Annotated in this window: 19 protein-coding genes; 4 read left to right on the forward strand and 15 right to left on the reverse strand. The window is 72.4% G+C overall.

Translation table 11 applies throughout. The features are described from left to right. Window positions 1-15 precede the first annotated feature (15 nt). The 14 genes from sepF to rsmH all read right to left on the reverse strand — a co-directional run bounded on the left by sepF (window position 16) and on the right by rsmH (window position 16,303). Complete coding sequence (sepF, locus tag AB0M18_RS10875) at window positions 16-636, reverse strand: cell division protein SepF (protein WP_265861641.1); 621 nt, start codon at window positions 634-636, stop codon at window positions 16-18. Window positions 637-773: 137 nt separating this feature from the next. Then, complete coding sequence (locus tag AB0M18_RS10880; RefSeq protein ID WP_365756585.1) at window positions 774-1,493, reverse strand: YggS family pyridoxal phosphate-dependent enzyme; 720 nt, start codon at window positions 1,491-1,493, stop codon at window positions 774-776. Between the two features lie 5 nt (window positions 1,494-1,498). After that, window positions 1,499-2,239 (reverse strand): peptidoglycan editing factor PgeF, encoded by a 741-nt coding sequence (pgeF, locus tag AB0M18_RS10885; protein WP_365756513.1) that lies wholly within the window; start codon window positions 2,237-2,239, stop codon window positions 1,499-1,501. A 4-nt stretch (window positions 2,240-2,243) separates the two neighbouring features. Beyond that, on the reverse strand, window positions 2,244-3,458 hold the full coding sequence (gene ftsZ / locus AB0M18_RS10890; RefSeq protein WP_365756514.1) for a cell division protein FtsZ: 1,215 nt from the start codon (window positions 3,456-3,458) through the stop codon (window positions 2,244-2,246). A 280-nt stretch (window positions 3,459-3,738) separates the two neighbouring features. After that, window positions 3,739-4,521, reverse strand: coding sequence for an FtsQ-type POTRA domain-containing protein (locus AB0M18_RS10895; protein ID WP_365756515.1), 783 nt, complete (start codon window positions 4,519-4,521; stop codon window positions 3,739-3,741). Window positions 4,522-4,556: 35 nt separating this feature from the next. Further along, window positions 4,557-5,648 carry an undecaprenyldiphospho-muramoylpentapeptide beta-N-acetylglucosaminyltransferase gene (gene murG, locus AB0M18_RS10900; RefSeq protein ID WP_365756516.1) on the reverse strand — a complete coding sequence of 364 codons (1,092 nt, stop codon included), beginning with the start codon at window positions 5,646-5,648 and terminating at the stop codon, window positions 4,557-4,559. Window positions 5,649-5,654: 6 nt separating this feature from the next. Continuing rightward, the gene (gene ftsW, locus AB0M18_RS10905; protein ID WP_365756517.1) at window positions 5,655-6,995 is read right to left on the reverse strand and encodes a putative lipid II flippase FtsW; all 1,341 of its coding nucleotides are present in this window, start codon (window positions 6,993-6,995) and stop codon (window positions 5,655-5,657) included. Between the two features lie 55 nt (window positions 6,996-7,050). Further along, entirely contained in the window at window positions 7,051-8,490 is a 1,440-nt protein-coding gene (gene murD / locus AB0M18_RS10910) for a UDP-N-acetylmuramoyl-L-alanine--D-glutamate ligase (protein WP_365756518.1), read from the reverse strand. After that, window positions 8,472-9,542, reverse strand: coding sequence for a phospho-N-acetylmuramoyl-pentapeptide-transferase (gene mraY / locus AB0M18_RS10915; protein ID WP_365756519.1), 1,071 nt, complete (start codon window positions 9,540-9,542; stop codon window positions 8,472-8,474). Before mraY ends, murD begins: the two co-directional genes overlap by 19 nt. Then, window positions 9,539-10,969 (reverse strand): UDP-N-acetylmuramoyl-tripeptide--D-alanyl-D-alanine ligase, encoded by a 1,431-nt coding sequence (gene murF / locus AB0M18_RS10920; protein WP_365756520.1) that lies wholly within the window; start codon window positions 10,967-10,969, stop codon window positions 9,539-9,541. Before murF ends, mraY begins: the two co-directional genes overlap by 4 nt. Window positions 10,970-10,973: 4 nt before the next feature. Then, window positions 10,974-12,611 carry a UDP-N-acetylmuramoyl-L-alanyl-D-glutamate--2,6-diaminopimelate ligase gene (locus AB0M18_RS10925; RefSeq protein WP_365756521.1) on the reverse strand — a complete coding sequence of 546 codons (1,638 nt, stop codon included), beginning with the start codon at window positions 12,609-12,611 and terminating at the stop codon, window positions 10,974-10,976. A gap of 177 nt (window positions 12,612-12,788) precedes the next feature. Then, window positions 12,789-14,765: a penicillin-binding protein 2 gene (locus AB0M18_RS10930; protein ID WP_365756522.1), complete on the reverse strand. Its 1,977-nt coding sequence runs from the start codon at window positions 14,763-14,765 to the stop codon at window positions 12,789-12,791. Between the two features lie 3 nt (window positions 14,766-14,768). Beyond that, on the reverse strand, window positions 14,769-15,269 hold the full coding sequence (locus tag AB0M18_RS10935) for a cell division protein FtsL (RefSeq protein WP_365756586.1): 501 nt from the start codon (window positions 15,267-15,269) through the stop codon (window positions 14,769-14,771). A gap of 47 nt (window positions 15,270-15,316) precedes the next feature. Continuing rightward, window positions 15,317-16,303: a 16S rRNA (cytosine(1402)-N(4))-methyltransferase RsmH gene (gene rsmH, locus AB0M18_RS10940; protein ID WP_365756523.1), complete on the reverse strand. Its 987-nt coding sequence runs from the start codon at window positions 16,301-16,303 to the stop codon at window positions 15,317-15,319. Between the two features lie 326 nt (window positions 16,304-16,629). Here rsmH and AB0M18_RS10945 point away from each other — a divergent pair, with 326 nt between their 5' ends. The 4 genes from AB0M18_RS10945 (at window position 16,630) to AB0M18_RS10960 (ending at window position 22,187) form a co-directional block, all read left to right on the forward strand. Further along, a complete protein-coding gene (locus AB0M18_RS10945; RefSeq protein ID WP_365756524.1) occupies window positions 16,630-17,169 on the forward strand; it encodes a carbonic anhydrase in 540 nt (179 codons plus the stop codon). 223 nt (window positions 17,170-17,392) lie between these two features. After that, a complete protein-coding gene (locus AB0M18_RS10950) occupies window positions 17,393-18,442 on the forward strand; it encodes a MoxR family ATPase (RefSeq protein WP_365756525.1) in 1,050 nt (349 codons plus the stop codon). Further along, window positions 18,442-19,803 carry a DUF58 domain-containing protein gene (locus tag AB0M18_RS10955; protein ID WP_365756526.1) on the forward strand — a complete coding sequence of 454 codons (1,362 nt, stop codon included), beginning with the start codon at window positions 18,442-18,444 and terminating at the stop codon, window positions 19,801-19,803. The genes AB0M18_RS10950 and AB0M18_RS10955 overlap by 1 nt, the downstream gene beginning before the upstream one ends. After that, window positions 19,800-22,187, forward strand: coding sequence for a DUF3488 and transglutaminase-like domain-containing protein (locus AB0M18_RS10960; RefSeq protein WP_365756527.1), 2,388 nt, complete (start codon window positions 19,800-19,802; stop codon window positions 22,185-22,187). The genes AB0M18_RS10955 and AB0M18_RS10960 overlap by 4 nt, the downstream gene beginning before the upstream one ends. A 191-nt stretch (window positions 22,188-22,378) precedes the next feature. Here the strand turns inward: AB0M18_RS10960 and AB0M18_RS10965 are convergent, their stop codons facing one another. Continuing rightward, window positions 22,379-22,774: a DUF3040 domain-containing protein gene (locus AB0M18_RS10965; protein ID WP_365756528.1), complete on the reverse strand. Its 396-nt coding sequence runs from the start codon at window positions 22,772-22,774 to the stop codon at window positions 22,379-22,381. Window positions 22,775-22,945 lie beyond the last annotated feature (171 nt).

Genomic DNA, 22,945 nt, shown 5'->3' on the forward strand with positions numbered 1-22,945 from the left:
CTCGGTCTCGTGTTCTCAGCTCTGGTTGAAGAATCCGCCCTCTGCGATGCGGGCCTTGTCCTCCGCCGTGACATCGACGTTAGCAGGCGACAACAGGAACACCTTCTGCGTCACTCGCTCAATGCTGCCATGGAGCCCGAACACGAGTCCGGCGGCAAAGTCGACAAGTCGCTTCGCGTCGGTGTCGTCCATCTCCGTGAGATTCATGATCACCGGGGTGCCCTCACGGAAGTGTTCCCCGATGGTACGGGCCTCGTTGTAGGTCCGCGGGTGCAGCGTGGTGATGCGGTAGGGCTCCCGCTCGGACACGACCTTGGGCATGATCACCGGCGCGTTCTTCTCCAGGCTCGGACGTTCGGGTGTGATGGATGCCACGGGGGCAATTCGGGCAGGACGTCCGCTTTCCGCGTGTACCGGTACAGACTGAGCGACGGGTTCGCGCGGCGCGGGCGGCTGCACGACCCGTACCGGCTCCTCCCGCTCGATCTGCCGAGGGGGCTGGTGGCGCCGGTCGCGCTCAGGCTCCGGCTCCAGCTCGGGTTCGAAGTCGTCGTCGGGATCGAATCCCCGGCCGTCGTAGCCATCGTCCTCCACGAGGCCGAGGTAGACCGCCATCTTGCGCATCGCGCCGGCCATTCTCTGCATCCTCCGCTCAGTGGTGGATCGCCTTACCGAATGTCGCAGTGTCACCAAGTGCCCGCGATCCACGGGTCCCCCCGCCTACTCGGCGGAATGACCATATTTTCTGCTGTGGTCCGACCTGCTTCGCGACGTTACCCGAGCTTCGGGCGGACTCCGAGTACCGCCGTACCGATGCGTACGTGTGTCGCTCCGGCCGCCACGGCCTCTTCGAGGTCCGCACTCATCCCTGCTGACACCATGTTCGCAGTTGGACGGGTCGCGCGCAGGACAGTCGACAAATCCATCAGCCGGTCGAACGCCGCGCGTTGCCGGCCGGCGAAGGGGCCGGCCAGCGGCGCGACCGTCATCAGTCCGTCGAGACGCAGTCCGGGGGCGGCGTCCACCGCGGCCGCCAACTCCTCGATCCCGTCCGGGGCGACCCCGCCCCGGTCGCCCCGCCCGCCCGCCTCGGCGTCGAGGGCGACCTGGATCAGACAGCCGACTTCGCGTTCCGCCTTCTCCGCGGCAGCGGAGAGAGAGGAAACGAGCTTCAGTCGGTCGACGGACTGCACCACATCGGCATAACCCACCACAGAACGGACCTTGTTGGTCTGCAACTGGCCCACGAAGTGCCAGCTGAGGTCGAGGTCCGCGCAGGCGGCGGCCTTGGGGGCGGCGTCCTGGTCGCGGTTCTCCGCCACATGCCGCACACCGAGTTCGTGCAGGAGCCGCACATCGCTCGCGGGGTAGGTCTTGGTCACCACGATCAGGGTCACCTCGTCCCTCGCCCGCCCGGCGGCGGCGCACGCGGCGGCGATGCGCTCCTCCACCCGGGCGAGGTTGGCGGCGAGTTCGGACTTGCGGTCGGTCAGGTCGGTCATGTCTCTTCTCGGCTCAACCAGACATATCCCGCGAGTCGCCCTGTGGTGCGGTCGCGGCGGTACGAGTAGTGGTCCCGGGACTCCAGGGTGCAGACCCCGGCGTCCGAGACGTCCCGGACTCCGAGCCGGGCCAGCTGGGCGTGCACTCCGGCGGCCACGTCCACGGCCGGAGTCCCCCAGGAGGTCTCGGCGTACGCGGCCGGTTCGACCGCGGCCACCTCGGCGCGCATCGCCTCGGGCACCTCGTAACAGCGTCCGCAGACCGAGGGTCCGGTGCGGGCGGTGATCCGGGCGGGGTCGGCGCCGAGCCTCGTCATCGCCGCGACCGCGGCGGGCACGACGCCCGCCACCATCCCGGGCCGCCCGGCGTGGGCGGCGGCCGCGACCCCGGCGACCGGGTCGGCGAGCAGGACCGGGACGCAGTCCGCGGTGAGCACCGCGAGTGCAAGGCCGCGGGTGGCGGTGACCACCGCGTCCACGGACGGGATCTCGTCCGAGGACCACGGTCCGTCGACCACGGCCACGTCGGCGCCGTGCACCTGGTTCATCCAGACGACCCGCGCCGGGTCGAGCCCGAGCCCGTCCGCGGCGCGGGCCCGGTTGGCCAGGACGGCCGCGGGCTCGTCCCCCACCGCGCCGCCGAGGTTGAGCTCCTCGTACGGAACGGCGCTCACCCCGCCCCACCGGTCGGTGAAGGCGAAGTGCGCGCCGCTCGTCTCGTAACGCTGCCCTATCAAGGTGTCACTTCAGGAAGTCCGGGACATCCAGCTCTTCGGCCTGGGTGTCCGGGTACGGGCGGGCCGGCGGGACCACCGGGGGCGCGACGGGCGGCAGCGTGCTCTCGCTCACGGCCGGCGCGGGCTCGACCGGGGCGACCGGCTCCTCGCGCGGGGTCACGGTGCCGAGGCCGCCGAGCGGGCGGGCGGTCTCGGTGACGCGGGGGGCCGGGGCGGGCTCCTCGCGCTTGGCGGAGACCGAGCCGATGATGTTGTCGCGGCGGGCCGGCGGCTGACCGCCGTCGAAACCGGCCGCGATGACGGTGACCCGTACCTCGTCGCCGAGGGCGTCGTCGATGACGGCGCCGAAGATGATGTTCGCCTCGGGGTGGGCGGCCTCGCTCACCAGCTGGGCGGCCTCGTTGATCTCGAAGAGACCGAGGTCGCTGCCGCCGGAGATGGACAGCAGGACGCCGCGGGCGCCGTCGATGGACGCCTCCAGGAGCGGCGAGGAGATCGCCATCTCGGCGGCGGCCACGGCGCGGTCGTCGCCGCGGGCGGAGCCGATGCCCATCAGGGCGGAACCGGCCTCGGACATGACCGACTTGACGTCGGCGAAGTCGAGGTTGATCAGGCCCGGGGTGGTGATGAGGTCGGTGATGCCCTGGACACCGCTGAGGAGCACCTGGTCGGCCGACTTGAAGGCGTCGAGCACCGAGACCTGGCGGTCCGAGATCGAGAGCAGCCGGTCGTTGGGGATGACGATGAGGGTGTCGACCTCTTCGCGGAGCTCGGCGATGCCGTCCTCCGCCTGGTTGGCGCGACGGCGGCCCTCGAAGGTGAACGGGCGGGTGACCACGCCGATCGTCAGGGCGCCGAGCGAACGCGCGATGTTGGCGACGACGGGCGCGCCGCCGGTGCCGGTGCCGCCGCCCTCGCCGGCGGTCACGAAGACCATGTCGGCCCCCTTGAGGACCTCCTCGATCTCCTCGCGGTGGTCCTCTGCCGCCTTGCGGCCGACGGCCGGGTTGGCCCCGGCCCCGAGGCCGCGGGTCAGTTCACGGCCGACGTCGAGCTTGACGTCGGCGTCGCTCATCAACAGCGCCTGCGCGTCGGTGTTGATGGCGATGAACTCGACGCCCTTGAGACCGACCTCGATCATTCGGTTGATGGCATTGACACCACCGCCGCCGACACCGATGACCTTGATGACTGCGAGGTAGTTCTGCGGTGCTGCCACGTCGAAGGCCTCTCGCCTCGAGTTACGTGTCGCCGCTTCGCGGTGGTTGACGCGTCGCGACGACGGATGCCGATTGGGACGGTCCATGACGCCGACCCAAACCCTAACGTTGAAGTTTAGGGTTACCAGTGTCTCTGTTCGCTGGACTCTTCCGAACAGGACACTAAGTCGACAAGCGGCGCACGTTCAACGAACACGCCGAACCTCCCGTTTTTCTTTTCACCCTATGTGATCACCCGTAGCGCTGGCCAACCAGGGTGCTGGCCAGCGGTGATGAGCGTCAACTTTCCGACGAGGCGGGTGCGGTGGGGGCACTTACATCGAAGTGCCCCGCTTTGGGGGTCGCTTTCATGAGAGCGGTGAGAACCCGGGCCTTCACGGGCCCGTCCTCACCACTGCCCCAGAAGACGCTGCGGCCCTTGCCGAGTTCCAGAGTGATGGAGTCGAACGACGTGATCCGGACGACACGGACGTCCTGGGCGATTTTCTCCGGGAGTTCGCCCGTCACGCCTACCGCGGCGGTCAGCAGCCGCTCGGTGTCGAAGCGGCGCAGGCTCGGGGAGGCGGCGGCGTCGAGGACCAGTCGGGGGACGCCGCGGGGCGGGGTGGTGACGGTGGCGAACCGGACCGCCCCGGCGTCCACTTCGTCGAACTTTCCGCCGTTTTCGAGCAGCAGCACGGGGCGACGTTCCGTCACTTTCAGACCGATTCCGTGTGGCCAGGACCGGACCACGTCCACGGAGTCGATCCGGGGCAGTTCGGCGCGCAGCCGGGCCTCGATGGCGTCGGTGTCGACGGAGACCAGCGGCGCGCCGACCGGGACCGCCGCGACACGCTCGACCTGGTCCGGGGTCAGCACCGCCGTACCGGAGGTGCTGACCTTCTCGACCCGGAACCAGCTGGAGCCGTAGAGCGCCCAGACGCTGCCGGCGGCCACGAGGACGGTGCCGAGGGCGATCAGCAGCACCCGCGGGCCGGGGACACGGAACCTCCGGGTCTCCGGCCGGGCCGGACGCGACGAGGAGCCCTCGGGCCCGCTCTTCGCGCTCTTCGCTGCCACCATCCACCTCCCCTTGATTCGCGGGCTCGACTCGCCCGCTAGCGGCCGCGGGCGGCGATCGCCTCGTACACCATGCCGACGAGCAGTTCGTCGGCGTCCCGGCGGCCGAACTCGGCGGCGGAGCGGGACATCTCGTACAGACGGTGCGGATCGGCCAGTACGGGCAGGACGTTGGCCTGCACCCACTGCGGCGACAGTTCCGCGTCGTCGACGAGGAGTCCGCCGCCGGCCTTGACCACCGGCTGGGCGTTCAGCCGCTGTTCGCCGTTGCCGATGGGCAGCGGGACGTAGGCGGCCGGCAGTCCGACGGCGGAGAGCTCGGCGACGGTCATCGCGCCCGCGCGGCAGAGCATCATGTCGGCGGCGGCGTACGCGAGATCCATCCGGTCCACGTACGGTACCGGCACGTAGGGCGGCATTCCGGGCATGTTGTCGACACGCGGCAGTTCGTTCTTCGGGCCGACCGCGTGGAGGATCTGGATGCCGGAGCGCTGGAGCACCGGGGCGATCTGCTGGATCACCTCGTTGAGCCGGCGCGCGCCCTGCGAACCGCCGGAGACCAGCAGGGTCGGCAGGTTCGGGTCCAGGCCGAACGCGGCGCGCGCCTCGGGGCGCACGCGGGCGCGGTCGAGGGTCGCGATGGTGTGCCGCAGCGGGATGCCGATGTAACGGGCGTTGCGGAGCTTGGAGTCCGGGGTGGCGACGGCGACGCCGGCCGCGTAGCGCGAGCCGATCTTGTTGGCCAGGCCGGGCCGCGCGTTGGCCTCGTGGACCACGATCGGCACGCCGAGCCGCTTGGCGGCCAGATAGCCGGGCAGGGCCACGTAACCGCCGAAGCCGACCACGCAGTCCGCCTTGGTGCGCTCCAGGACCTGCTCGGCGGCCTTGATGGTGCCGCGGAGCCGTCCGGGGACGGTGATCAGCTCGGGGGTGGGTTTACGGGGCAGCGGCACGGCCGGGATGAGCGCCAGCTCGTAGCCCCGCTCGGGGACCAGCCGGGTCTCCAGGCCCTTCTCCGTGCCCAGCGCCGTGATCCCCACGGAGGGGTCCTGCCTGCGCAGGGCGTCCGCGAGGGCGAGCGCGGGCTCGATGTGACCGGCGGTACCTCCGCCGGCGAGTACGACATGCACCGAAATTCACCGCTCTCCGGACGGACGCTTCTTGACGCGCCGTCGCATCGACTTCCATCTCCCCCCGGCCCGCTTGCCCCAGCCGGGGCGGCGCAGGGCCAGGGCCGCTCTCGCGGCGGGTTCCTGTCTCGCGAAGGCGATCAGGAGCCCGACGGCGAACATGGTCGGCAGCAGGGCCGAGCCCCCGTAGGAGAACAGCGGGAGCGGGACTCCGGCGATCGGCAGCAGACCGAGCACCGCACCGATGTTGATCACGGCCTGCGCCGTGATCCAGGTGGTCACGCCTCCCGCGGCATACCTGACGAAGGGGTCCTCCGTGCCTCCGGCCACGCGGATACCCGCATAGCCTAGAGCCGCGAACAGGGCGAGCACCGACAGCGTCCCCGCCAGGCCCAGTTCCTCCCCGGTGACGGCGAAGATGAAGTCGGTGTGCGCTTCGGGGAGTTGGCCCCATTTTTCCACACTCGCACCGAGTCCGGAACCGAACCATCCGCCCGAGGCGAGAGCATAGATGCCGTGCGCGGCCTGCCAGCACGGGTCCCCGGCGCCGCCCGGGTCGCTGGCGCCGAGGCAGCCGAAGCGCTCCAGGCGGTGCGGGCTGGTCTTGATGAGCACTCCGCCGATGACGGCGGCGACGGCGAGCACGCCGACGAAGAGCCGGGTGGGGGCGCCCGCGGTCCACAGCAGGCCGAACAGGATCGCGGTGAGGATGATCGCCGTGCCCATGTCACCGCCCAGCATGATCAGGCCGAGCAGCAGGAAGGCCCCGGGGACCAGCGGCACCAGCATGTGCTTCCACTGCGTGAGCAGCTTCATGTCCTGTTTGCGGGCCAGCAGGTCGGCGCCCCACAGGATCAGCGCCAGCTTGCCGAACTCGCTGGGCTGGAGCATGAAGGGACCGCCCAGCGAGATCCAGTTCTGGTTGCCGCCGACCGCGACTCCTATCCCGGGCACCTGCACGAGCACCATCAGGAAGATGGCGCCGACCAGGATCGGGTAGGCGAGCGCCCGGTGCAGCTTCACCGGCATCCGGGAGGCCAGGAACAGCAGGCCGGCGCCGAGCAGTGCCGCGAAGAACTGCTTGCGGAAGAAGTAGGAGGGCACCAGGTCGTAGCGGAGCGCCGTGATCATCGACGCGGAGTAGACCATCACCAGGCCGAGCGCGGTGATGAGCAGTCCGGCGCCGACGATCACGTAGTACGCCGTGAGCGGCCGGTCCCAGGCCCGGCGGGCCCGCTCGTAGAGCCCCCTGGGGCCGCCCGCGCGGGGCTTCCTCGGTGCCGCGGGGGCACGGCCGGCGCCGCGTGCGGCGGGCGGCCGGCGCGGCCCGGCGGTTCTGCTCGGCATGGTCCCTGTCCCCTCCAGTCGTGTCCGGCCGTGCCGGACCTCCTTGCTGGTCAGGTCAGGCTTCGCCGGTGGCGGCGAGGGCGCGGACGGCGTCCGCGAAGGCCTCGCCCCGCTTGTTGTAGTTGGCGAACATGTCCATCGACGCACAGGCCGGGGCCAGGAGGACCGTGTCCCCCGGCCGGGCGAGCGCGGCCGCCTCGCGGACCGCCGCGGACATCGCCCCAGTGTCGGTCCGGTCGAGGTCCACCACCGGGACCTCCGGGGCGTGTCGCGTCAGGGCTTCGCGGATCAGCGCGCGGTCCTGGCCGATCAGCACGACGCCGCGCAGCCGCTTCGCCGACTTCTGGACGAGCTCGTCGAAGGTGGCGCCCTTGGCGAGGCCGCCGGCGATCCAGACGATCGGGTCGTAGGCCGCCAACGACGCCTCGGCGGCGTGGGTGTTGGTGGCCTTGGAGTCGTCGACGTAGACGACGCCCTGGATCTCCTCGACCAGTTCGATCCGGTGCGGGTCGGGCCGGAAGGCGCGCAGCCCGTCCCGTACGGCCCTGGGCTCGACGCCGAAGGCGCGGGCGAGGGCGGCGGCGGCGAGCGCGTTGGCGATGTTGTGCGGGGCCGGCGGCTGGACGTCGGCGACCTCGGCGAGCTCCTGGGCGTTCTTCTGCCGGTTCTCGACGAAGGCCCGGTCGACGAGGATGCCCTCGACCACGCCGAGCTGCGAGGGGCCGGGGGTGCCGAGGGTGAAGCCGATGGCCCGGCAGCCCTCCTCGACGTCGGCCTCGCGGACCAGGTCCTCGGTCACCCGGTCGGCCACGTTGTAGACGCAGGCGACCTGGTTGCCCTCGTAGACCCGGCCCTTGTCGGCGGCGTACGCCTCCATGGAGCCGTGCCAGTCGAGGTGGTCGGGCGCCAGGTTGAGCACGGCGGCCGAGTGGGCGCGCAGGCTCGGCGCCCAGTGGAGCTGGTAGCTGGAGAGCTCGACGGCGAGCACGTCGTACTTCTCGTCGCCGAGGACGGCGTCGAGGAGCGAGACGCCGATGTTGCCGACGGCGGCGGTCTTCAGGCCGGCCGCCTCCAGGATGGAGGCGAGCATCCGCACGGTGGTGGTCTTGCCGTTGGTGCCGGTGACCGCGAGCCACGGCGCGGCATCGGGTCCGCGCAGGCGCCAGGCCAGCTCGACGTCGCCCCAGATCTCCACACCGGCCGCCTGGGCGGCCCGGAAGAGCGGCTTGTCGGGCTGCCAGCCCGGCGCGGTCACGATCAGCTCGGTGCCCTCGGGCAGGGTCGCCCCGTCGCCGAGGCGGACGGTGACGCCCGCCGCCTCGAGCTCGGCGGCCTGCGCCCGGGAGCGCTCGTCGTCGCCGTCGTTGACGACGGTCACGACCGCGCCGAGGCCGTGCAGGACACGGGCGGCGGGGATCCCGCTGACGCCGAGACCCGCGACCGTGACCCGCTTGCCCTTCCAGTCCACCGTCTCGCTCACTTCTCCGATGCCCATCCGGCGTAGAAGATCCCCAGACCCACGATGACGCACATGCCCTGAATGATCCAGAACCGGACCACCACGAGTACTTCGGACCAGCCCTTCATCTCGAAGTGGTGGTGGAGCGGCGCCATCCGGAAGACCCGCTTGCCGGTCATCTTGAAGGCGCTGACCTGGATGACCACGGACATCGTGATCAGCACGAACAGACCGCCGAGCAGCGCGAGCAGCAGCTCGGTGCGCGAGCAGATGGCGAGGCCGACGAGCGCGCCGCCGAGGGCCAGCGAACCGGTGTCGCCCATGAAGATCTTGGCCGGCGCCGTGTTCCACCACAGGAAGCCGAAGCAGGCGCCCATCAGGGCGGAGGCGACGACCGCGAGGTCGAGCGGGTCGCGGACCTCGAAGCAGGCGTTGGGGTTGGTCAGGGTCATGGCGTTGGCGCACGACTCCTGGAACTGCCAGAGACCGATGAAGGTGTACGCGCCGAAGACCATCACCGAGGCGCCGGTGGCCAGACCGTCCAGACCGTCCGTCAGGTTCACGCCGTTGGACATGGCCAGGATCATGAAGAGCGCCCAGACCACGAACAGCACCGGGCCGATGGACCAGCCGAAGTCGGTGATGAAGGACAGCTTCTCGGAGGCCGGGGTGTTGCCGCGCAGATCCGCGAACTGCAGCGAGAGCACGGCGAAGGTGATGCCGACGATCAGCTGGCCGGCCATCTTCGCCTTGGCCCGCAGGCCGAGCGAACGCTGCTTGACGATCTTGATGTAGTCGTCGAGGAAGCCGACCAGGCCCATGCCCGCCATCAGGAAGAGCACGAGGACGCCCGAGTACGTCGGGTCCTCGCCGGTGATGACCTTGGTGAGCGCGTACGCGACGAGCGTGGCCAGGATGAAGGAGATGCCGCCCATGGTGGGCGTGCCCTTCTTGGCGCCGTGGGTGCGCGGGCCGTCGTCCCGGATGAACTGCCCGTATCCCTTGCGGGCCAGCAGCTTGATGAACAGCGGGGTGCCGACCAGGGTCAGGAAGAGCCCGATGGCCCCCGCGAAGAGGATCTGCCTCATCGGCCGGCCGCCTCACCCTCGGCGGTGTTCTCGAGCAGTGCCAGGGCGACCCGCTCCAGACCCACCGACCTGGAAGCCTTCACCAGGACGATGTCCCCCGGGCGCAGCTCACTGCGCAACAGGTCGACCGCCGCCTGCGCGTCGGACACGTGCACCGACTCCTCACCCCACGAACCCTCGTTATAGGCGCCCAGTTGCAGCCAGGACGCTTCCCTGTCCCCGACCGCGACGAGCTTGCTGACGTTGAGCCGGACGGCGAGCCGTCCGACCGCGTCGTGCTCGGCGAGCGACTCGTCTCCGAGCTCGGCCATCTTGCCGAGCACCGCCCACGTACGGGAGCCCCTGGCCTGTGCGGGCCTGCCCATGGCCGCGAGCGCGCGCAGGGCGGCTCGCATGGACTCGGGATTCGCGTTGTAGGCGTCGTTGACGATCGTCACGCCGTCCGGACGCTCGGTGACCTCCATGCGCCAGCGCGACAGGGTGCCTGCCTCGGAGAGCGCGGTGGCGATCTCCTCGACGGGCATGCCCAGCTCATGGGCGACGGCGGCCGCGGCGAGCGCGTTCGACACGTGGTGCTCACCGTACAGGCGCAAGGTCACGTCGCTGCACCCGGTGGGTGTGTGAAGCCTGAAAGAAGGCTGTCCGCTTTCCGTGAGGCGGACGTTCTCGGCCCGTACGGCCGCTTCGTCCGCCTCTCCGAAGAACGTCACCTTGGCCTTGGTGCGGGAGGCCATCGCGCGGACCAGGGGGTCGTCGGCGTTGAGGACGGCGACTCCGCCGTCCTCGGCGGCCGGCAGGGACTCGACGAGCTCGCCCTTGGCCTCGGCGATCTGCTCGCGGCCGCCGAACTCGCCGATGTGGGCGGTGCCGACGTTGATGACGAGTCCGATGCGCGGCGGGGTGAGGCCGGTGAGGTACCGGATATGGCCGATTCCGCGCGCTCCCATCTCCAGGACGAGATGGCGGGTCTCGGGTCCGGCGGTGAGCGCGGTGAGCGGCAGGCCGATCTCGTTGTTGAGGGAGCCGGGCGTCCACACGGTCGGCGCGTGCCGCTGCAGGACCTGGGCGATCAGGTCCTTGGTGGAGGTCTTGCCGGCCGAGCCGGTGAGGGCGACGACATCGGTGCCGAGGCGTCCGACGACCGCGCGGGCGAGGGCCCCGAGCGCCGTCTGGACGTCGTCGACGACGATGGCGGGCACGCCGACGGGGCGCGTGGCGAGGACGGCCACGGCGCCCGCCTCGACGGCCCGGGTCGCGTAGTCGTGGCCGTCGACCCGTTCACCGGCGAAGGCGGCGAACAGGCTGCCGGGCTTCACCTCACGGGAGTCGATGACGACCGGACCGGTGACCGGGACGGCCGGATCCGGTATGTCGTGCGGCCGCCCGCCGACGATATCGGCGATCTCGGCGAGGGAGAGGGCGATCACTGCTTCATCCCTGACTGTTCTGGTGACGGCTGTTCTGCGGGCGGGGAGCGTCCTGCTGCCGGCTGAGAATCGCCTCGCGCAGGACCAGGCGGTCGTCGAAGGGGCGGACCACGCCGCCGGCCTCCTGGCCCTGCTCGTGGCCCTTGCCCGCGACCAGGACGGTGTCGCCGGGCTCGGCGCGGGCCACGGCCGTGGCGATGGCCGCGGCGCGGTCGGCGTCCACGAGGACGGTGCCGCGCTCGGCCGGCGGCACCTCGGCGGCGCCGGCCAGCATGGCGGTGAGGATCGCGAGCGGGTCCTCGGAGCGCGGGTTGTCGGAGGTGAGCACCGCGGTGTCGGCCAGCCGGGCCGCGGCGGCGCCCATCGGGCCGCGCTTGGTGGTGTCCCGGTCGCCGCCGCAGCCGATGACGACGTGCAGCTTTCCGCGGGTCACCTCGCGCAGCGAGCGCAGGACCGATTCGACGGCGTCGGTCTTGTGCGCGTAGTCGACGACCGCGAGGTACGGCTGGCCCGCGTCGACCTTCTCCAGGCGCCCGGGGACGCCGGGGACGGCGGCGACGCCGTCGGCGGCGGTCTTCGGGTCGATCCCGGCGGCGGCGAGGGTGACGATCGCGGCGAGGGTGTTGGCCACGTTGAACGGGCCGGGCAGCGGGGCGGTGGCGGAGATCCGCGTGCCGTCCGGGCCCACGACCGTGAAGGCGGAGTCGGCGGCGCCGCTGACCACGTCCTCGGCGCGCCAGTCGGCGTCCGGGTCGCCGCTCGCGGAGAAGGTGACGACCGGGACGGTCGCCTCCTCGGCGAGCCGGCGGCCGTAGGCGTCGTCGAGGTTGACCACGCCGCGGCGGCTGCGCTCCGGCGTGAACAGCCGGGCCTTGGCCAGGAAGTAGTCCTCCATGCCGGAGTGGAACTCCATGTGCTCCGGGCTCAGGTTGTTGAAGACGGCGACGTCGAAGACGCAGCCGTCGACCCGGCCGAGCACCAGGGCGTGACTGGAGACCTCCATGGCGACCGCCTCGACGCCGCGCTCCCCCATGACGGCGAACAGGGCCTGGAGGTCGGTGGCTTCGGGGGTGGTGCGCTCGGACTTGATGCGCTCGTCGCCGATCCGCATCTCGACGGTGCCGACCAGGCCGGTGTGCTTCCCGGCCCCGCGCAGTCCTCCCTCGACGAGGTAGGCGGTGGTGGTCTTGCCGGAGGTGCCGGTGATGCCGATCTGCAGCAGGCCCTCGCCGGGCCGCCCGTAGATCTCGGCGGCGAGCTCGCCCATCCGGCCGCGCGGGTTCTCCACCGCGAGGACCGGCAGGCCGGTCGCGGCGGCGCGTTCGGCGCCCGCCGGGTCGGTCAGGACGGCGGCGGCGCCGAGGCCGGCGGCCTGGGCGACGAAGTCGGCGCCGTGCGCGCGGGCGCCGGGCAGCGCCGCGTACACGTCTCCGGGGCGGACCGCCCGCGAGTCGTGGGTGATGCCCGAGACCTCGACGCCGCGGCCTGCGGCGGAGAGCTCGGTGCCGAGCCGGTCGGCGAGCTCGCCCAGGGGTGTCGGGCGGAGCCGCTCGGGGCGGGGCGGGGCGGTTCGGGACTGATCAGCGTGTGGCACGGCGGTGAGCGTACCGGGCGCACCCTGCGCAGGGCTAAATCGGGCCATGGCGTCGCCGGAGTTCGATTTCCGGTTCCCGGAACGGGGGGTGATCGTTGTCACTGGAGCTCCCGGAGTGTCACACGGTGTCACGGTCGTACGGGTATGGGTACGGATACGGGCCGGGCCGGGCCGGGCCGGGCCGGGCCGCGCGGTGCCTTGCCTGGCCCGGCCGGCCGAACCGGCTCAGGGCTCGAAGGTCACCGGCAGCCGGGCGGGGCCGCTGCCGGTCGGCGGGACGTGCAGGGTCTTGAGGGCGAACTCCATGACCTTCTTGTAGATGGGTCCGCAGATCTGGCCGCCGAAGTAGCTGCCCTTGGTGGGGTTCTGGATGGCGCAGTAGACGGTGATACGGGGCTGGTCGGCCGGGGCGAAGCCGGCGAAGGAGGCGGTGTAGCCCTTGTAGCGGCCGAGTTCGGGGTCGACCCGGTTGGCGGTGCCGGTCTTGCCGGCGACGCGGTAGCCGGGGATGGCGGCCTTGGCGCCGGTCCCCTCCTCGTCGTCGACGACGGACTCCAGCATCTGGGCGAGGGTCTTGGCGGTCTTCTCGCTGACCACCCGGGTCTCCTTGGGCTCGGGCGCGGCGCCGAAGCGCCCTTCGGGGCCCTTGGTGCCGCGGATCAGGCTCGGTTCGACGCGGACGCCGCCGTTGGCGATGGTCGAATAGACCGAGGCTGCCTGCATGGCACTGACGGAGAGGCCCTGGCCGAAGGGGATCGTGTACTGCTGGGAGGTCGACCAGTCCTGGGGCTTGGCGAGGATGCCGGAGGTCTCGCCCGGGTAGTGGAGGCCGGTGGGGCTGCCGACGCCGAACTTGCGCAGGTAGTCGTACAGCACCTTGTTGGCCTCGGGCTGGGTCCTGCCGAGCTGGCCGGTGGCCAGGATGGTGCCGATGTTGCTGGACTTGGCGAGGACGCCGTTGAGCGTCAGGTACCAGGTCTTGTGGTCGACGTCGTCCTTGAAGAGACGGTCGCCGCGGTGCAGCCGGTTGGGCACGGTGACCCGGGTGTCCGGGGCGGCGGCGCCCTCCTCCAGGACGGCGGCCATGGACATGACCTTGGCAGTCGAGCCGGGCTCGTAGGCGTCCTGGAGGGCGGCGTTGCCCATGGCGGTGGCGTTGGCCTGGGAGAGGTCGTTGGGGTCGAAGCCGGGGGCGTTGGCCATGGCGAGCACTTCGCCGGTGCGGATGTCCTGGACGACGACGTAGCCGCGGTCGGCCCGGGACTTCTTCACCTGCTCGGTGATGGCCTGCTGGGCGGCCCACTGGATGTCCCGGTCGATGGTGAGCTCGATGTCTGAGCCGGGGACGGCGGGGGTGCCCTGGGAACCGGCGGTGGGCACCCGGCGGCCGCCGGACTGGGCGTAGCGGATCTTGCCGTCCTTGCCGGCGAGTTCCTTGTCGAGCATGGACTCCACGCCGCCGGCGCCGCGGCCCTCGGCGTTGACGTATCCCAGTATCCCGGCGGCGAGTTCGCCGTTCGGGTAGACGCGTTTGGTGCTGGGCTCGCCGAGGACGCCGCCGAGCAGGTTGACGCCGTTGCCGCCGTTGGCGGGCTTGGCCTTCTGCTCGTAGACCTTCTTGAGGTCCTTGATCTGGTTCCAGACCTGCGGGGTCTGCTTGCGGGCGAGCATCGTGTAGCGGGACTTGGGGGTGCGCAGCTTCTTGGCGAGCTCGGCGGGTTCCTTGCCGAGGAGCGGGGCCAGCAGCGCGGCGGCCTGTTCCGGGGCGTCCTTGAGCCGGGACTCCTCGGGCGTGAACAGCTTGGGGTCGGCGGTGACGTCGTACGCGTCGACGCTGGCGGCCAGCGCGACCCCGTTGCGGTCGGTGATCTCACCGCGGTCGGCGGAGAGCGTGTACTCCTGGTAGCGGTGCTTCTCGGCCTTGGCGGCGTACGCGTTGGCGTCGACGGCCTGGACCTGGAGCAGCCGCACCACGAAGACGAGCAGCACCAGGGTCAGGCCGAGCGAGACCAGGCGGAGCCGTGGTTTGGGGCTGCCGAGCCGGATGGTGCGGGGCTTCGGGGCCGGGCGGGGTGCCGGGCGCCGGGGCGGCGCGGACCGCGGTGCGGGCCGCTGGGCGGGCCGGCCGGAGGCGGCGGGGCGGGGGCGTGCGGGCCGGGCGGGGCCGGGGACACGGCGGCGCGGGGGCTCCTTGGGGGGCACGGGTCACCTGCCGGAGGTCGTGGGGGCGGTCGCGGTCGGGGCGCCGGGCGGCGCGGCGGGCGGCGCGGGGGTCGGGCTCGCGGTGCCGGTCGGCTTCGGAGCCCCGGTGGCGGGGGCCCCGGTGGCCGGCGGGGCGGTGGCCGGCGGGGTGTTCGCGGCCGGCGGGGTGGGCTTGGGCGAGGGCTTCGGGGAGACCGCCACGGTGGGCACGCCGCGGACCCTGCCGTCGGGGTCGAGGAAGGCGGGGCTGCCGCCGGGCACCATGCCGAGCTCGCGGGCCCGGCGCTCCAGGGCGTCGGGGGCGGCGCTGTCGTCCACGTCGTGCTGGAGCGCCTGCTCCTCGTCGGTGAGCTCGGTGGTCTTCTTCTTCAGCTCGCTGAGCTTGAAGGAGCCCTGGTTGAGGGCGGAGTTGAGCAGCAGCAGGGTGATCAGGCCGCCGCCGAGCAGCAGCACGACGAGCAGGACGAAGGGGGTGCGGGCCGCGGTGCTCGGTCCGGACGGCATGAGCCGGCCGAGCCGGGCGGCGCGTCCTTTGAGCGGCCCCTTCTGACTCACGGCTGCACGTCCTCCCTGATCCGCTCCGCACCCCTCAGACGCGCGGGGGCCGCGCGGCGGTTCTCGGCGATCTCCTCCTCGGTGGGGAGCTCGGCGCCGCGGGTGAGGAGCTTCAGGCGGGGCTGGTACTGCTCGGGCACGACGGGCAGGCCGGGCGGCGCGGTGGTCGCGGCGCCCGCCGCGAAGACCTGCTTGACCAGCCGGTCCTCCAGGGAGTGGTACGAGAGGACGGCGATCCGCCCGCCGACGGCGAGGGCCTTCACGGCCGCCGGGATCGCCCGCTCCAGGACCGACAGCTCGCCGTTGACCTCGATGCGCAGGGCCTGGAAGGTGCGCTTGGCGGGGTTTCCGCCGGTGCGCTTGGCGGCCTGCGGGAGGGAGTCGCGGATCAGCTCGACCAGCCGGGCGCTGTTGCTGAAGGGCTCCTTCTCGCGCTCGCGCACGATCGCGGAGACGATCCGCTTGGCCTGCTTCTCCTCGCCATAGGCGCGCAGGATGCGGACCAGTTCGCCGGCCGGGTAGGTGTTGAGGACCTCGGCGGCGCTGATGCCGGTCGTCTGGTCCATGCGCATGTCGAGCGGGGCGTCCTGCGCGTAGGCGAAGCCGCGGTCGGCCTCGTCCAGCTGCATGGAGGAGACGCCCAGGTCGAAGAGGACGCCGTCGACCTTGTCGATGCCGAGCCGGTCGAGGACCTCGGGCAGCTCGTCGTACACGGCGTGCACCAGGGTGGCGCGTTCGCCGTAGGGGGCGAGCCGCTCGCCGGAGAGGCGCAGGGCCTCCTTGTCGCGGTCGAGTGCGACGAGCCGGGCCTCGGGGAAGCGCTTGAGCAGGGCCTCGCTGTGCCCGCCGAGGCCCAGGGTGCAGTCGACGACGACCGGCCCCCGGCCTTCGGCATGGGAAACCCCACCGGGCCGCTGCAGGGCGGGGGCCAACATGTCCAGGCACCGCTGGAGCATCACCGGGACGTGTCGGTCGTTGCTCAATGCGCCCTCTCAGATCCGGCGGGACGGGCACCGCCGGCGAGCGGATGGGGGCCGAGCCGTGGGTACCGCCGCGCATATGGGGAGAATCGGCGGAAAACGCTCGATGTCTCCGTGAACTTCGCGTCACTCTAGTCCACCGGACCCGCCGGTCAACCAATCGGCTGGCGCGTCGCGCACCCCGGGCCGGGCGGCCGGACGATTCGCGCGGTTCACCCGGACGGCCCCGGCCGCGGCGCCCTGTGGAGTCGCTCACAACAAGGTTCATTGACGCTCTTTGTCCGCTCTCACAGCGGGCTCGCCCAGGCCGTGACCATTACGGTCGAGACATGTCGACCTCTGCGCACCCCTCCGCCGACGCGATAGGCACCGAGAGCCCGGTCATCGGCCGCCTCGTCGAGGCCAACGAGCGTTACGCCGCCGACTTCGACGACCCGGGAATGGACGCGCGCCCCGTGCGGCGCGTCGCCGTGGTCGCCTGCATGGACGCCCGTCTCGACCTGCACGCCGCGCTCGGCCTGGAGCTCGGCGACTGTCACACCATCCGCAACGCGGGCGGCGTGGTCACCGACGACGTGATCCGTTCCCTCACGATCAGCCAGCGGGCGCTCGGCACCCGCAGCGTGATGCTGGTGCACCACACCAACTGCGGTCTGGAGGACCTCACCGAGGACTTCCGGCACGAGCTGGAGGACGAGGTCGGGCAGCGTCCGGCCTGGGCCGTGGAGGCCTTCCGGGACGTCGACCAGGACGTACGGCAGTCGATGCAGCGGGTGCGCACCTCCCCGTTCCTGCCGCACACCGACGACGTGCGGGGCTTCGTCTTCGACGTGACGACGGGTCTGCTGCGCGAGATCGACCCGGCCTGACCGGCCGCGCAGTCCGGGATCCGGAGATCCGCTCTGAGATCTCAACCGCTTTCCGTCCGGCGCAAGCCCACAAACCCCGGCAATTCGCCCGGAGTTATCCACAGGCCTGCCGCGGGCAAGTGACACGACCCCTTCGCGCCAACAAGAATGCACGGGTGACACCCCCCGGCCCTCGCGAGCCGGGGGCAGGTGTCGGTGCTGCGAAAGGGCCGAGGAGGGCCGGGTGACGACCTATGACGACCGAGCGAGCCTCACAGATCTGACCACGACCGCGGAGCGGGTCCGCGGGTCGGTGGAGAGTGTGATCGAGGGCAAGCCCGAGGTCGTACGTCTTGCGCTGACCGTGCTCCTCGCCGAGGGACACCTCCTCATCGAGGACGTCCCCGGCGTGGGCAAGACCATGCTGGCGAAGACGCTGGCGCGGTCCATCGACTGCTCGGTCCGCCGGATCCAGTTCACGCCCGACCTGCTGCCCTCGGACATCACGGGTGTGTCCATCTTCGACCAGCAGCGGCGCGAGTTCGAGTTCAAGCCCGGCGCGATCTTCGCGCAGATCGTGATCGGCGACGAGATCAACCGCGCCTCCCCCAAGACCCAGTCCGCGCTCCTGGAGTCCATGGAGGAGCGCCAGGTCACGGTCGACGGCCAGACCTACGAGCTGCCCAGCCCGTTCATGGTGGTCGCCACGCAGAACCCGGTGGAGATGGAGGGCACGTACCCGCTGCCCGAGGCCCAGCGGGACCGCTTCATGGCCCGGGTCTCCATCGGCTATCCGAACGCGGAGGCCGAGCTGAAGATGCTCGGCGTGCACGGCTCGGTCTCCCCGCTGGACGACCTCCAGCCGGTGGCCCACGCCCACGACGTGCTCAAGCTGATCGAGGCGGTCCGCGCGGTGCATGTCGCGGAGCCCGTCAAGCGGTACGCGGTGGACCTGGTCGCCGCCACCCGCACCCACCCCGAGCTGCGGCTCGGCGCCTCCCCGCGCGCCACGCTGCACCTGCTGCGGGCCGCGAAGGCCTCCGCCGCACTCAGCGGCCGGGAGTACGTGCTGCCCGACGACGTCCAGGCGCTCGCCGCCCCGGTGCTCGCCCACCGCCTGCTGCCCACCGCACAGGCCCAGCTGGGCCGCCGCACCGCGGAGCAGGTCGTGCAGGACATCCTCCAGCGCACCCCGGTGCCGGCCGCCGCGCCGCCCGCCCCGCCCGCGCAGCCCTCCGGTCCGTACTACGGCCAGCAGCACGGCCAGCAGCAGCCCGGCGTCCGGCGGCCGTGATGAGCGCCGCCGCTCCGCAGGGGCAGGCCCCGGGACAGTGGCAGGACAGCGACCGGGGCAGCCTGCGGGCCGCCCTGGCCGGGCTCACCACCCGCGGCCGGTCCTTCCTCGCCGCGGGGGTCGCCGCGGCCGTCTGCGCCTATGTGCTCGGCCAGGCCGACCTGCTGCGCGTCGGGCTGCTGCTCGCCGTGCTGCCGCTGGTCTGCGTCCTCGTGCTGCACCGCACCCGGCACCGGGTCGCGGCGAGCCGCCGGCTCGCCCCGCAGCGGGTCGAGACCAGCACGGAGGCCCGGGTCCACCTCCGCATGGACAACGTGTCCCGGCTGCCCACCGGCCTGCTGATGCTCCAGGACCACGTGCCCTACATGCTGGGGCCGCGGCCCCGCTTCGTGCTCGACCGGGTCGAGGCCGGCGGCCGCCGCGAGGTGTCCTACCGGGTCCGCTCCGACCTGCGTGGACGCTTCCCGCTGGGCCCGCTGCAGCTACGGCTCACCGACCCCTTCGGGATGTGCGAGCTGACCCGCTCCTTCAGCGCCTACGACATGCTCACCGTCATCCCCCGCACCGAGGCCCTGCCGCCGGTCCGGCTCGGCGGCGAGTCCGCCGGGTACGGGGAGGGGCAGCAGCGGGTCCTCGCGCTCGCCGGGGACGACGACATCATCCCGCGTGCCTACCGGCACGGCGACGACCTGCGGCGGGTCCACTGGCGCTCCACCGCGCGGTACGGCGAGCTGATGGTGCGCCGCGAGGAGCAGCCGCAGCGGGCCCGCTGCACGGTGCTGCTCGACACCCGGGACCTCGCGTACGAGGGCGGCGGTCCCGACTCGGCCTTCGAGTGGGCCGTCTCCGGCACCGCCTCGGTGCTCACCCACCTGCTGGAGCGGGGCTACGCGGTCCGGCTGCTCACCGACACCGGCAGCACCGTGCCCGGCGAGGGCGCGGAGGGCTTCGCCGGCGCGGGCCAGGACTCGGGCGAGGCCGCCGGACTGATGCTGGACACCCTCGCGGTCGTGGACCACTCGGAGGGCGCCGGTCTCTCCCGGGCCTACGACGTGCTGCGCGGCGGGCACGAGGGGCTGCTCGTCGCGTTCCTCGGCGACCTCGACGAGGAGCAGGCGGCGCTCGTGGCCCGGATGCGGCACCGCGGCGGCGCGGCCGTCGCCTTCGTGCTCGACTCCGGGACCTGGCTGACCGGCGGCGCCGTCACCGGCGCGGTCGAGGACCGGCTGCGCCGGCTCCGGGAGGCCGGCTGGCAGGCCTTCGCCGTGCGGCCTGGCGTGCGGCTTGCCGATCTGTGGCAGCAGGCGGGCGGCGCGGCCGCGCAGGCCCCCGGCGCCGACACCTACGGAGGTTGGTCATGAGCGGGCGCACGCGGCTGACGCTCGCGGCCTACGCCGCGACGCTGGCGGCATCCCTCGCGCTGCTGCCACTGGTCAAGCCGGCCACCTGGATCTTCACGGCGGCGCTCGTACTCGCCCTGCAGAGCGCGGTCGGCGCGGTCACCCGGCGGGTGCCGCTGGCCCGGCCGCTGACCATCGCCGCCCAGGCGGTGCTGACTCTGCTGGTGCTCTCGGTGATCTTCGTCCGCGAGCAGGCGGTCCTCGGCGTGCTGCCGGGCCCGGAGGCGCTCGGCGCCTTCGGAGACCTCTTCGCGGCCGGGGTGGACGACGTGGGCACCTATGCGCCGCCCGCGCCGAACACCCCTGGCATCCGGCTGCTCCTGGTCACCGGCGTCGCCGTGATCGGGCTCCTGGTGGACACCCTCGCGGTGACTTTCCGCAACGCGGCCCCGGCGGGTCTGCCGCTGCTCGCGCTGTACTCGGTGGCCGCCGGGCTGTCCGGCGGCGGCGCCGGTCTGATGGCCTTCCTGCTCGCCGCGGCCGGCTATCTGGTGCTGCTGCTCGCCGAGGGCCGGGACCGGCTGTCGGCCTGGGGCCGGGTGTTCGGCGGGGCGCAGCGCGCCGGCCGGGCCGGTTCCCCGATCGGCGAGGGCGGGTCCGCGTCGGCACCGGCCCGCACCGGGGCGCGGATCGGCGCGGTCACCCTGGGCGTGGCACTCCTGGTGCCGTTCGCGCTGCCCGGTCTGGGCGGCGGTGTGCTCGGCGACAGCGGCGGCGAGGGCCGGGGCGGCAGGGGCGGCACGATCTCGGCGGTGAACCCGCTGGTCTCGCTGCAGAACGACCTGCGCCAGCCGGAGGACCGGGAGGTCCTGCGCTACCGCACCAACGCCACGGACAAGAGCGGCCTGTACCTGCGTCTTGTCGCCCTCGACCAGTTCGACGGCACGTCGTGGAAGTCGTCGGTCCGCCCGATCGAGGACGTGCCCGAGCAGTTGCCGTGGCCGGACGGCCTGGCCCAGGACGTGCGCGTCTCCGAGGTGACCACCAACTTCGTGGCCGCCGGTGAGTACGAGCAGAAGTGGCTGCCGATGCCGTACCCGGCGTCCAGGGTCTCCATCGGCGGCAGCTGGCGGTACGAGCCGGCGGGCCGGATGCTGGTCGGCGACAACGGGCAGAGCACGCGCGGCGCCCGCTACTCGGTGACCAGCCTGGACGTACGGCCGACCGGCGAGCAGCTGGCGGCGGCCCCGGCCGCCCCGGAGAAGCTGGTCCGGGAGTACACCCGGGTGCCGGCCTCGTTGCCGGCCGACGTGAGGTCGACGGCCCTGGAGGTCACCCGCGGCGCGAGCAGCGACTACGAGCAGGCGGTGCGGCTGCAGGACTGGTTCGCCGAGGACGGCGGCTTCCGCTACGACGTGTCGGTCGACTCCGGTACGGGCGTCGGGGCGGTCTCCCGCTTCCTGAAGGACAAGCGGGGCTTCTGCATCCACTTCTCCTTCTCGATGGCGGCGATGGCCCGCTCGCTGGGCATCCCGGCCCGGGTCTCGGTCGGTTTCATGCCGGGCACCCCGCAGCCGGACGGCTCCGTGTCGGTCGGCATCCGGGACGCGCACGCGTGGCCCGAGCTGTACTTCGAGGGGGCGGGCTGGGTCCGCTTCGAGCCGACGCCCTCGCGCGGCACCGTGCCGGACTACACCCGGGAGCAGTCCGCGGGCGGTTCGGCGACCCCGTCGGCGCAGCCCTCGACCGGTGCGTCGGCGCAGCCCTCGGCGGTGCCGAGCGCCTCGGTGAGCTGCACCCCGCAGGAGCAGAAGCTCGGCGGCTGCGGCCAGGACAAGGCCGCGGCCGGTGTCACGGACGGCGACGGCGGCGGTTTCGACTGGCGGCAGATCGCTCTGGTGGCCCTGGTATTGCTCGTGGTCCTCGGGCTGCCGCTGCTGCCGTGGCTGTGGCGCGGCCGGCTGCGGGCCCGCAGACTCGGTCCGGCACCCGACCCGGTGGCCCGGGTCCTCGCGGTGTGGCAGGAGATCAACGACACGGCCTGGGACTACGGGATCACCCCGGACGAGTCCCGTACGCCGCGGCGTACGGCGGCCCGTCTGGTCCGCGAGGGCGAGCTGTCCACGGACGCGGCGGACGCGGTGCACCGGGTGGCCCGCGCGGTGGAGGAGGCGCTGTACGCGCCCCGGCCCCGCCCGGCCACGGGTCTGACCGAGCAGGCCGAGCTGATCCGCCGCGCCCTGCATGCCTCGGCCTCCACCCCGGCCCGCCTGCGGGCCCGCCTGGCCCCGCGCTCGGCCGCACGGGTCCGCTGGGCCGCCCAGGCCCGTACCGAGGCCCTGCGGGAGACCTGGTCCACCCGCGCCGCCGCACTCACCCGCTCCCTGCGCCGGAAGCCCTCGTAGCAAGCCCGGCCCCCGCTCCCGGGCGCAAGGCCGGGGCCGGGGCCGGGGCAAGGCCCGGGGCCGGCGCCAGGAACCGGCGGTAGCCGACCCGCCTCGGGCCCCGAGCGCCCCGCCCCGCCCCCGAACACGCCCGTGGGCCCGCACCGGGATCGGTGCGGGCCCACGAAAGGCTCGGGGTGAAGGTGCAGGAGCTAGTGGTGGCCGCCCTGCTGTTCGTCGCGGCGGCGCTGCCACCGCTCTTCGATGCGGGTCATCATGGAGCGGCGCTGCCGGGCCTGCCGGCCTCCGCCTGCGGCTCGGCCGTGTTCGCCGGGCTTGGGCGCCTTGCGCCATCCGGTGACCGCCAGGACCGCGCAGCCCAGCATGACGAGGAACCCCACCACGCTGATCCAGATCTGCTGAGCGACCATTCCGGCCATGAGGAGCGCGATACCCACCAGGAAGCCAGCGACCGCCTGGTAGACCCGTCGCCGGGTGTACGTACGCAGCCCGCTTCCCTCGAGCGCTGTCGCGAACTTGGGATCTTCGGCGTACAGCGCTCGCTCCATCTGCTCGAGCATTCGCTGCTCGTGCTCCGAGAGCGGCACGGAGTCCTCCTCGTCGTCGGTCGCGGGGGCGACCGGTTTGCGGCCCTTTCAGGATAGGCAGGGAATCGCCCCCGTGAAACCCGCCCTCAATGCCAAATCGCCAACCGGGCCGCCATGCGGATCGGATGCTGAGGCGTTGATTCCCCAGCCCCCTGCCCGTCATGCCGGATG

Origin of the sequence: Streptomyces sp. NPDC051909 (assembly GCF_040681095.1) — a bacterium.
In the GTDB taxonomy this organism is placed as follows: Bacteria; Actinomycetota; Actinomycetes; order Streptomycetales; family Streptomycetaceae; genus Streptomyces.